The sequence below is a fragment of the Pseudomonas monachiensis genome (assembly GCF_047345015.1).
Classification (GTDB): domain Bacteria; phylum Pseudomonadota; class Gammaproteobacteria; order Pseudomonadales; family Pseudomonadaceae; genus Aquipseudomonas; species Aquipseudomonas monachiensis.
In genome coordinates, this window is record NZ_CP178857.1 from 2,154,410 (window position 1) to 2,165,000 (window position 10,591).

Here is a 10,591-nt window from a genome sequence, read left to right on the forward strand (position 1 = left end):
GGGGCGTCCCAGAGGTTCAAGCCATGAAGCAAAAGACGCTACCCCCATTGAACTGGCTGCGGGCATTCGAGGTGTCTGCCCGCTGTTTGAACTTCACCCATGCCGCCGAAGAACTGTTTTTGACCCAGGGCGCAGTCAGTCAGCAGATCCGCCAACTGGAAAGCCATCTTGGGGTGGCACTGTTCAAGCGCTTGCCCCGTGGCTTGGGACTGACCGAGGAAGGCCAGGCGTATCTGCCGGTGGTGCAGGATGCGATCACGCGACTGGCAGTGGGGACCAACGAAATTTTTGGCCAGCACAAACGTCGGCCGATCAAGGTACGTGGCAGCCTGGCGTTCTTCGTGCATTGGCTGGCGCCCAAGCTGGCGGGGTTTAGCCAGGCGCATCCGCATGTCGATATCCGCTACATCAGCAATATCTGGGTAAAGGAGCTGGACGGTGAGGATGACATGGAGATTCGCTGGGGCCACGGTCAATGGCCCGGTCTGGTGTCGCAGCGCCTGACCTGGGACACGTTGTTCCCGGTCTGCTCGCCGGACCTGATGGCGAAGTCGCCGCTGACGGTCCCGGCGGACGTGTCGCACCATCCGCTGTTGCATGTTCTGGGTTACGAAGAGGGTTGGGGTTACTGGTTGAACATGGTCGGTGCAGACACCGTCGACTCTTCGACTGGCATGCAGTTCGACACATTGATCTCGACTTTGCGCATGGCCGAGTTAGGTCAGGGGATTGCCCTGGCCCGGTCCTCGATGGTGGAGGAGATGCTTCAGGATGGACGGCTGGTCGAACCCTTTACCCAGCGTATCGAAGCCAGCGAGTCTTTTTACCTTGTGCGCGGTTCCGGGGCCGAGCAGCACCCGGACGCGGTGATGTTTTCCACCTGGCTGGTCGAGCAGGCACATCGTTTCAAATGAATGGCCGGAGCCAACCATGCGTTATGTGAGTACCCGAAATTCGGCCGTGCAGGTCGACTTCGAACAGGTCGTATTGTCTGGCATTGCCGAGGACGGTGGGCTGTTCGTACCGCTCGAACTGCCGCTGTTTGAAGCGCAGGACATCGCCAACTGGTCGACCTTGCCCTATGACGAACTGGCCTACAGGGTGATCAGTCCGTTTGTGGGAGAGGCGATCCCCGAGACAGACCTCAAGCGCATGCTCAAAGAGGCCGGTAGTCAATTCAGCCATCGTTCCCTGGCGCCATTGCATCAGGTCGATCGTAACGAATGGGTGCTGGAGCTGTTCCACGGCCCGACTCGCTCCTCGAAGGATTTTGCCGCTCAATTGCAGGCACGACTGGTGCCGTATTTTCTGCGCAAGCGCGGGCGTCGCGGGGTGGTGATCGGTGCCACCAACGGCGATACCGGGCTGGCGGCCATCGAGGCGTTCAAGCACTGCGAGGACACCTCCGTGGTGGTGTTTTACCCGGAGGCGGGCGTACCCCGGGACCAACTCCAGCATCTGCAAGCAGCGGCGCATCCAGGGGTCTATCAGTTCGCGGTCAACGGCAGCTTTGACGAGTGTCAGAACATCGTCACCCGGCTGTTCCGACAATGGCCGTATGCGCAGCACGAGGTGATCAGTTTCAACTCCAGTAACTGGGTCAGTGTGTTGGCGCAACTGGTGTTTTACTTCCATGCCGTGTTGCAACTGGGAGGCGGCCAGCGTCCGATCGGTTTCAGTGTGCCTGCGGCGAGTTTTGCCGAAGTGTATGCAGGCTACATCGTGCAAAAAATGGGCCTGCCAATCACCCAGATGATTGTTGCGACCAACCAGAATGACGCGTTGCACCAGTTGTTTCAGAAGAACCACTACAGCAGGTCACGAGCCAACAAGACGCTTTCGCCTGCCATGGACCTGTCGATCTTTTCCAATCTGGAACGGTTCCTTTGGGAGCTCTACGGGCATGACGACCAGGCGGTGTGTGCCCTGATGGAGGGGTTCGAATCCAGCGGCGAGATGGTCATCGCCAACGAGTTCTGGTTGCAGGCGCGGATGATCATCGACTCTTACGCAGTCAGTGATGAGCAGACGCTGACGGAAATCACCTCGCTGTATCGCGACACGGGATACGTCATCGACCCGCATACGGCCACTGGCGTGCTGGCCGCCCGGTTGTATCGGCGAAGCCTGGTGGCGCCAATGGTGACCCTGGGGGAAATCTCACCGGTCAAGTCGGCGGCACTGCTTGGCGAGTTGGGCATCAGTGTGGCGGGGCTGCAGCCTGAGGTCACGACACAAGGACAGGCGCAGGTTTACCGGATTCAACCGGACGACCTCGACACCATCCATGAGCGGCTCGGCGCGCTGTGAAGGCGCGACAACAGGAGGCCAAGTGAAGCGAATTCTGGACCCTCTCGATGAACACATCATCGCGCAACTACAGCTCAATGCCAGGGCTGCACACGCCGAACTGGCGGCCAAGGTCAATCTGTCACGCAATGCGGTGCGCCAGCGCATAGAAAGACTTGAACGCGACGGGGTAATACAGGGGTATACGATACGCACGGGGGAGGGGCGACAAGCCACGTCGAACATCAATGCGGTGATTTTCGTTTACCGCTACGACCGGATGCGGGGGGCGGAAGTGTTGCAGGCGCTGCGGGCCATTCCGGAAGTCATCCAGTGCGATGTCATGAGCGGCGAGTTCGACCTGATGCTGCGGGTGGGCGCTGCGAGCCCACAGCGGGTGCACAAGGTCTGGACTGAAATTGCCGCGTTGCCCGGGGTGGAAAATACCGTGACCTCCTTTGTGCTGTCGTCTGTCGTATAGCCCATTTTTCGTATTGCTAAAAGCCAACCTGTGTTGGCTTTTTTTATGGCTGAAGCATTGTCATGACGGTGGTCAAAACGCCCACAAAATAGAGCAAATTGACCTATTTCACTGCCCTGGGCCCAGCCCTAACCTAGTGCCCAACAACCCATCACCCGGATCAAGGGCATAACAAAATGACTGAATACAAATTGGCGCTGGTTGGCTTTGGCGGTGTTAACCGGGCATTGGCTCAGCTGATTGCCGAACGTAACGAACAGTGGAAAACAGAACTGGGTTTCACCCTGAAAATCGTCGGCGTGACTGACTTGTTTCTCGGTTCGGTGATTGGCCGCGAAGGGCTGGACGCCAATGTGCTCGCCCAATTGCCGGCAGTCAAAGGTGCATTGGCGCAACTGCCGGGTGGCGACGTCACAGCCCTCACTGAAGCGGTGATCAAGGATTGCGGCGCGGACATTATTGTTGAAGCCACGTTTACCAATCCGGTGGACGGTGAACCGGCAACTTCGTTCTGCCGTTGGGCGCTGGAGGGCGGCCAGCATGTCGTCACCACCAACAAGGGCCCGATCGCCTTGCACGGCGCCGAGCTCAAGGCACTGGCTCGACGCAAGCATGTCGCCTTTGAATACGAAGGCTCGGTCATGAGCGGCACGCCGGTTATCCGCCTGGCCAGGCAGGCGCTGGCCGGCAGCTCCATTGTCGGTTTTGAAGGAATTCTCAACGGCACGTCCAACTTCGTGCTCACCAGCATGGAAGGCGGCCTGGGGTTTGCCGAGGCCGTCAGCAAGGCTCAGGAACTGGGTTACGCCGAAGCCGACCCGACGGCGGATGTCGAGGGTCATGACGTACGCCTCAAGGTGGTGATCCTGGCGAATGAACTGTTGGACGCGAAGCTGACGGTCAGCGACGTCACGTGCAGCGGCATTTCGTCCCTCAGCCTTGGCGACATCGAAAAAGCCCGGCAGGACGGCGCTCGCTGGAAGCTGATCGGGTCGGCGATGCGCCATGCCGACGGCTCGATCAGTGCCAGTGTCGAACCGCGGCTGTTGAACAACGACCATCCGCTGGCCAGTGTTGGCGGCGCGACCAATGCGGTGTCGTTTACCTCGCAACTGCTCGGTGCGGTAACAGTTTCGGGGCCGGGAGCAGGGCGTACGGAAACAGCGTTTGCGCTGCTCTCGGACATCATCAGCATCCATCAATCCATTGCCCGCAACCAGGAGTAAACCCTGTGAAATTATCGCGCCTGGTTCTGGATATCGTGGAGCCGCCCATTGAAGTCTTTAACGCCTATGACGGTTCCCTCATAGGTAGCGTGACGAATGTCTGTGCGTCGCAAGTTCCGCAGTTGTTGGAGACGGGACGCAGTGGTGCACGAGCGTGCGCCGCGTTAGCGCGTCATCGTCGGGCGCGCATTCTTGAGCAAGCCGCAATCAACATCGAACAGGATGCCGGTGTGTTTGCCAGGCTGATCGTCGACGAGGCCGGGAAGACCCTCAAACAGGCGCAAAAAGAGGTCAAACGTTGCGTCAATACCCTCAAGCTGTCAGCCGAGGAGGCCAGGCGCAATGCCGGGGAGGTGGTTCCCTTCGATGCTTATGAAGGCTCCGAATCGCGTCAGGGCTGGTTTTCTCGCGAGCCCTTGGGCCTGATCGTGGCGATCACGCCGTACAACGATCCGTTGAACCTGGTGGCGCACAAACTCGGTCCGGCCATTGCGGGCGGTAATGCGGTGATTCTCAAACCCTCCGAGCTCGCGCCATTGTCGGCCATTAAACTGGTGTCTTATCTGGTCGCGGCAGGCTTGCCTGAATCAGTGGTTACCGTCGCCACCGGCGGTGCGGAACTGGGCAAGGCGTTGGTCGCCGCCCGTGAGGTGCGGATGATTTCCTTCACCGGCGGTTTCGTCACCGCAGAACAGATTGCCCGCACGGCCGGGTTGAAGAAACTGGCCATGGACCTGGGCGGCAATGCGCCGGTAATCGTCATGGGCGACTGCGACCTTGAGGCCGCTGTCGAGAGTTGCGTGTCCGGAGCCTTTTGGGCAGCGGGGCAGAACTGCGTAGGTACCCAGCGCTTGCTGATTCAGGCGTCGATTTATGAAGCGTTCCGAGAGCGTTTTGTCAGTCAGGCCCGCGCGCTTGTGGTCGGCGATCCATTACTGGCCGTTACCGATATCGGCCCCATGATTACCGCGCAAGCCGCGCAGAATGCCGAGCAAGTGGTAAACGAGGCCCTGCAAGAGGGCGCCACGTTGCTCTGCGGCCATCGGCGTGAAGGATCGTGCTATGCCGCCACCGTGTTGGAAAACGTCGATCATTCCAGTCGACTCTGGCGCAATGAAGTCTTCGCACCGGTGGTGGTACTGCAATGCTTCGAGAGTTTCGATGAAGCCATCGCGTTGGCCAATGAGCCCGAATACAGCCTGCATGCCGGGATCTTCACCAATGATCTGGCAACCGCGATGAGCGCCGCACGGAGGATCGAGGCCGGGGGAGTGATGATCAACGACTCTTCCGACTATCGCTTCGATGCGATGCCTTTTGGCGGTTCCAAGTACGGTAGCCTGGGCCGGGAAGGGGTGCGTTTTGCCTACGAGGAAATGACCCAACCCAAGGTTGTGTGCCTTAACACGTTGGGTTAGTCGATTCGCGATAAATGGATCAGGTCGTATGGCATTGGGTCGGTTTGGTCACCGGCCCAATGCGTTTTGCTGAATGGGGAGAAGTAAAAGGTGGAGTATTGCCACTGAGCTGAAAGTCGCCAAGAAATTCGCCGGCAGGTTGTATATGGAATAGTGGGTTAAGCTGGAAGCAGGCAACGTGAGAACACAAACGGTCTCTCATCATGGATGGATCAAGATGAAACTGATTTTGGTTTTGCTTGTTGTTGGTCTGTTGGTTTGGAAGTTTTCCCCTGAATTACAGTCCTGGTTTGAGGCTCGGCCATCGAGCCCCCAAAGAATCTCTGCGGTCTTGATTGCGCCAAAGCCTGTCTCGGCGCCAGTCAAATGCGATGGGCGCAAATATTGCTCGCAGATGACTTCATGCGCAGAGGCCACAAACTTTCTGCAAAATTGCCCAGGAATGGAAATGGATGGCGACTACGACGGGATCCCTTGTGAGAAGCAGTGGTGCCGGTGACTACTCGCCGCTTATCGCCAGGCTGCATGAGTTCCTGGCACAGGTCCGCATCCGCTACATCCTGGCAGCGGTTGCGATGATCTATGCCTGAATTCCAATATCACCCTGTGCAGCCTGTAACGCTCGCTCTTCGGTCAGCGGCATGAAAACTGGCTGCGTATTGCTGGCGTGCAAGTAAAGAAAGTAGTGCCCTGAGTCGTCCAGCAATACCCGGTACAGCTCTGATGGCCGAAAGTTGTTACCGATATAAATACTTTCCTTGAGGATCTCGAAAGACTTGAGCCCATGCTCTCGCATCGTAGTTTCAAAGGCTTCGTAGAGACCTTCTCTGCGGCGCCGATTGTTTCGAGCATTCAGCTTGAAAAAAATCACCATCAGCACGGCATAGCTGAAAAGGAGTATCACAAGGGCGCTAGTTCGCATGGGGGGAGCTCCATGTTCTCTCAATCGCTGTGCATCTCAGTGTAGGTGCGTTTATGGTGGAATCTGCAGCTCATCCCAAGGTGACGGCGCAAGCGCCGGGCCTTTGGATTCCTGGTTTAGCAGGCCCATATGTCACCAACATCTCAAGCGATGGACGTAACGGCTTGAACAGGGATTGCTCACCATGCAGGAACTGCGAGCTGACCTTCCCATTCAATAATGAAAACAGAACCCGGCCACCGGGCCGGGTTCGGAACGCAAGGCCCCCTTAACGCCGATCCAGCCAGACCGTCTGTGCATTACAGAATTCGCGCACCCCGAAGTGCGAGAGCTCCCGGCCAAAGCCGCTCTTCTTCACGCCACCAAAACTGACACGCGGATCGCTGGCGCTATAGCCGTTGATGAATACGCCGCCGGTTTCAAGTTCGCCTGCCATCTGTCGGGCAAGTTCGGCATTGCGCGTGTAGAGGGTGGCGGTGAGGCCGAACTCGCTGTCATTGGCCAGCTCCAGCGCATGGGCGGCGTCTCGGGCCGTGATGATTGAGGCCACAGGACCAAACAACTCCTGTTTGAATGATGTCATTTGATCGGTCACGTCGCCGAGTACGGTGGGCGCATAGTAGTTGCCGGGGCCTTCAGCCTTGTTTCCACCCAACAGCAGCTTCGCGCCTTCTTCCAGTGTGTCGCGCACCTGTTGATCCAGTTCGTCGCGCAGGTCGAAGCGAGCCATCGGGCCGATATAGGTGGTGCTGGCCAGTGGGTCACCGACAACCAGTTGTCGGGTGGCTTCGACGAACTTGCGGGTAAATTCCCGGGCAACGCCTTGCTCGACAATCAGGCGTTTGGCGGCGGCGCAGACTTGCCCGGTGTTTTGATAACGCCCGATCACGGCGGCTTTCACCGCCTCATCGAGGTCAGCGTCGTCGAGCACGATAAATGGGTCGGAGCCACCCAGTTCCAATACGCATTTCTTCAGTGCTGCTCCCGCCTGAGCACCGATGGCCATACCCGCACGTACGCTACCGGTGAGGGTGACGGCCGCGATGCGTGGGTCGGCGATCGCCTTGGATACACCTTCCGGGGTGACGTTGATGACCTCGAAAACACCTTCGGGAAAATCCGCTTGCCTGAAGGCCTCCAGCAGCAGGTAGGCGCTACCCATGACGTTTGGCGCGTGCTTGAGCACGTAGGTGTTGCCAGCGAGCAGGGTGGGGACCGCGCCGCGCAGGACTTGCCAGATGGGGAAGTTCCACGGCATCACGGCGAGAATCGGGCCGAGGGGGCGATATTCAATGCGTGCCTTACCGCCTTCAACCAGGGTCGGTTCCGGGCTCAGCATGGCGGGGCCGTGTTCGGCGTACCACTCACACAGCTGCGCACATTTTTCAATTTCACCGCGGGCCTGGGCAATCGGCTTACCCATTTCCTGGGTGATCATTTTCGCCATGGCCTCTGCATTGTTGCGCAAGGCCTGGCCGAGGTTGATCAACAGCTGCGCGCGCTGTTCAACCGGTTTGCCGCGCCAGGCACGAAACCCGGTAGCGGCCCGCGTCAGCGTGGCCTGCAGTGCCGAATCGGATTCGAAAGGGTAATGGCCGACCTGCTCGCCCGTGGTCGGGTTGATTGAAATGGCATGGGTAAGGCTGGATTCGTTGGTCATGGCACCGTCCTGCGAGGTAGGAATGTACTCAGGGTATGGGGCTATATGTTTTCTGGAAACTGAATAATACTGAGCGTAACGTTCACGTTTGGAGAATGACTTGGATCTGGTTCAGCTCGAAATTTTCAAGGCTGTCGCCGAGCACGGCAGCATCAGCGTGGCCGCCCAGCATATCCACCGGGTGCCATCGAATCTCACGACCCGAATCAAGCAGCTTGAGCTGGACCTGGGTGTGGACCTGTTTATTCGCGAGAAGAGTCGTCTGCGTCTGTCGCCGGCCGGCTGGAGCTTTCTGGATTACGCTCGGCGCATTCTCGAGCTGGTTCAGGAGGCGCGCGCCACCGTGGCGGGTGAAGAACCCCAGGGAGCCTTCGCCCTGGGTTCGCTGGAAAGTACTGCCGCGGTACGTATTCCAGAGCTGTTGGCCGCCTATAACCAGAAGCACGCCAAGGTCGAGCTGGACCTGTCCACCGGCCCCTCCGGGACCATGATCGATGGGGTGCTGTCGGGGCGGCTGGCCGCTGCATTTGTCGATGGTCCGGTGTTGCATCCGGCGCTGGAGGGCGTGCCTGCATTCGAGGAAGAAATGGTCCTGATCGCACCGCTCAACCATGAGCCGATTCATCGGGCCAAGGACGTGAATGGCGAAAATATCTATGCCTTCCGCTCCAACTGCTCCTATCGCCATCACTTCGAAAGCTGGTTCGCCGATGGTGCGGCGGTGCCCGGCAAGATTTTCGAAATGGAGTCCTATCACGGCATGCTGGCCTGCGTCAGCGCCGGTGCCGGCCTGGCGCTGATGCCCCGCAGCATGCTCGAAAGCATGCCTGGATGCACGACGGTCAGCGTCTGGCCGCTGTCGGAGTCGTTCCGCTATCTGCGCACCTGGCTGGTGTGGCGCAGGGGAACGGTGTCGCGGAGCCTGACGATGTTTGTGCGTTTGCTTGAGGAGCGCGGTGTGGCGTTGATCGATAAATAGTGGAAAGTTAACGGTCAGTGCCGAAAAACCGGATAATGGCGGCCAAATCGTTTAGCTCGTTATTCTGGTAATCGCACATGGAAATCAAGGTCAACTTTCTCGACAACCTTCGACTTGAAGCCAAGTTCGACGACTTCACGGTGATCGCCGATCAGCCCATTCGCTACAAGGGCGATGGTTCGGCACCGGGGCCGTTCGATTACTTCCTGGCTTCGTCGGCGTTGTGTGCGGCGTACTTCGTGAAGTTGTACTGCGAGACTCGCAATATCCCCACCGAAAATATCCGCCTGTCGCAGAACAACATTGTTGACCCGGAAAACCGCTACAACCAGATTTTCAAGATTCAGGTTGAATTGCCGGCGGACATCTCCGCCAAGGACCGCCAGGGGATCTTGCGCTCCATCGACCGTTGTACGGTAAAGAAGGTGGTGCAAACCGGCCCTGAGTTTGTGATTGAAGAGGTCGAAAACCTCGACGCCGATGCCCAGGCGTTGCTGATGCCGCACTCGACTTCTGAAGCGGGCACCTACATTGTGGGCAAGGACCTGCCGCTGGAGCAAACCATCGCCAACATGTCGGGCCTCCTGGCCGATCTGGGCATGAAGATTGAAATCGCTTCGTGGCGCAATATCGTTCCCAATGTGTGGTCGCTGCACATCCGCGATGCGCACTCGCCGATGTGTTTTACCAACGGCAAGGGTGCAACCAAGGAAGGTGCGCTGGCATCGGCACTGGGCGAGTTTATCGAGCGCCTCAACTGCAACTTCTTCTACAACGATCAGTTCTGGGGCGAGGACATCGCCAACGCGGCGTTTGTGCATTACCCGGACGAGCGCTGGTTCAAGCCGGGCCCGAAGGACGAACTGCCGACTGAAATCCTCGACGAGTACTGCCTGAAGGTCTACGACCGGGATGGCGAGTTGCGTGGCTCGCATCTGTACGACACCAACTCCGGCAACACCCAGCGTGGTATTTGCTCACTGCCGTTTGTGCGCCAGTCGGACAATGAGGTGGTGTACTTCCCGTCCAACCTGATCGAAAACCTGTTCCTGAGCAATGGCATGAGCGCCGGCAACACGCTGGCCGAAGCCCAGGTGCAGTGCCTGTCGGAGATCTTCGAGCGCGCGGTCAAGCGCGAAATCCTCGAAGGTGAAATGGCCCTGCCGGACGTGCCGCAGGAAGTGCTGGCGAAATACCCGGGCATCCTGGCCGGTATCCAGGCCCTGGAAGAGCAGGGCTTCCCGGTGCTGGTCAAGGATGCGTCGCTGGGCGGGGAGTTCCCTGTGATGTGTGTGACCTTGATGAACCCGCGCACCGGTGGCGTGTTTGCCTCGTTCGGCGCGCACCCAAGTCTGGAAGTGGCACTGGAGCGCAGCCTGACGGAGTTGCTGCAAGGCCGCAGTTTCGAAGGCCTGAACGATCTGCCTCAGCCGACCTTCGAAGGCCAGGCGGTGACTGAGCCGAACAACTTCGTCGAGCACTTCATCGATTCCAGCGGTGTGGTCTCGTGGCGTTTCTTCAGTGCCAAGCCGGATTTCGAATTCGTTGAGTGGGATTTCTCCGGTCACGGCGAAAACTCCAACGCTGAAGAGGCCGCGACCCTGTTCGGCATTCTC

The 10,591-nt window shown here is 58.6% G+C and carries 10 protein-coding genes (1 of these 10 only partly in view); 8 read left to right on the top strand and 2 right to left on the bottom strand.

Annotated features, from left to right (window positions below):
• Positions 1–23: 23 nt before the first annotated feature.
• From ACMDB8_RS09740 to ACMDB8_RS09765, 6 genes are all read left to right on the top strand, one after another.
• On the top strand, positions 24–914 hold the full coding sequence (locus ACMDB8_RS09740; RefSeq protein ID WP_223542405.1) for a LysR substrate-binding domain-containing protein: 891 nt from the start codon (positions 24–26) through the stop codon (positions 912–914).
• 16 nt (positions 915–930) lie between these two features.
• Positions 931–2,310: a threonine synthase gene (gene thrC, locus ACMDB8_RS09745; RefSeq protein WP_409079469.1), complete on the top strand. Its 1,380-nt coding sequence runs from the start codon at positions 931–933 to the stop codon at positions 2,308–2,310.
• 22 nt (positions 2,311–2,332) lie between these two features.
• Entirely contained in the window at positions 2,333–2,770 is a 438-nt protein-coding gene (locus tag ACMDB8_RS09750) for an Lrp/AsnC family transcriptional regulator (RefSeq protein WP_056724223.1), read from the top strand.
• A 176-nt stretch (positions 2,771–2,946) separates the two neighbouring features.
• Complete coding sequence (locus tag ACMDB8_RS09755) at positions 2,947–3,996, top strand: homoserine dehydrogenase (RefSeq protein ID WP_056724225.1); 1,050 nt, start codon at positions 2,947–2,949, stop codon at positions 3,994–3,996.
• 5 nt (positions 3,997–4,001) lie between these two features.
• Complete coding sequence (locus ACMDB8_RS09760) at positions 4,002–5,414, top strand: aldehyde dehydrogenase family protein (protein WP_409079470.1); 1,413 nt, start codon at positions 4,002–4,004, stop codon at positions 5,412–5,414.
• Positions 5,415–5,808: 394 nt separating this feature from the next.
• Positions 5,809–5,913 carry an excalibur calcium-binding domain-containing protein gene (locus tag ACMDB8_RS09765; protein WP_317850378.1) on the top strand — a complete coding sequence of 35 codons (105 nt, stop codon included), beginning with the start codon at positions 5,809–5,811 and terminating at the stop codon, positions 5,911–5,913.
• A gap of 81 nt (positions 5,914–5,994) precedes the next feature.
• On the opposite strand, the gene ACMDB8_RS09770 is transcribed toward ACMDB8_RS09765, so the two are convergent.
• Both ACMDB8_RS09770 and ACMDB8_RS09775 read right to left on the bottom strand, forming a co-directional pair.
• The gene (locus ACMDB8_RS09770; protein WP_056724230.1) at positions 5,995–6,336 is read right to left on the bottom strand and encodes a hypothetical protein; all 342 of its coding nucleotides are present in this window, start codon (positions 6,334–6,336) and stop codon (positions 5,995–5,997) included.
• 268 nt (positions 6,337–6,604) lie between these two features.
• Positions 6,605–7,996, bottom strand: a complete 1,392-nt coding sequence (locus ACMDB8_RS09775; RefSeq protein ID WP_409079471.1) for an aldehyde dehydrogenase family protein — start codon at positions 7,994–7,996, stop codon at positions 6,605–6,607.
• A gap of 100 nt (positions 7,997–8,096) precedes the next feature.
• Here ACMDB8_RS09775 and ptrR point away from each other — a divergent pair, with 100 nt between their 5' ends.
• On the top strand, positions 8,097–8,975 hold the full coding sequence (gene ptrR / locus ACMDB8_RS09780) for a putrescine utilization regulator PtrR (protein ID WP_409079472.1): 879 nt from the start codon (positions 8,097–8,099) through the stop codon (positions 8,973–8,975).
• 77 nt (positions 8,976–9,052) lie between these two features.
• On the top strand, positions 9,053–10,591 hold the 5' portion of the coding sequence (locus tag ACMDB8_RS09785) for an OsmC domain/YcaO domain-containing protein (RefSeq protein ID WP_056724237.1). Its footprint extends 666 nt past the window's final position; only the first 1,539 of its 2,205 coding nucleotides appear in the window; it begins with the start codon at positions 9,053–9,055; the stop codon falls past the right edge of the window.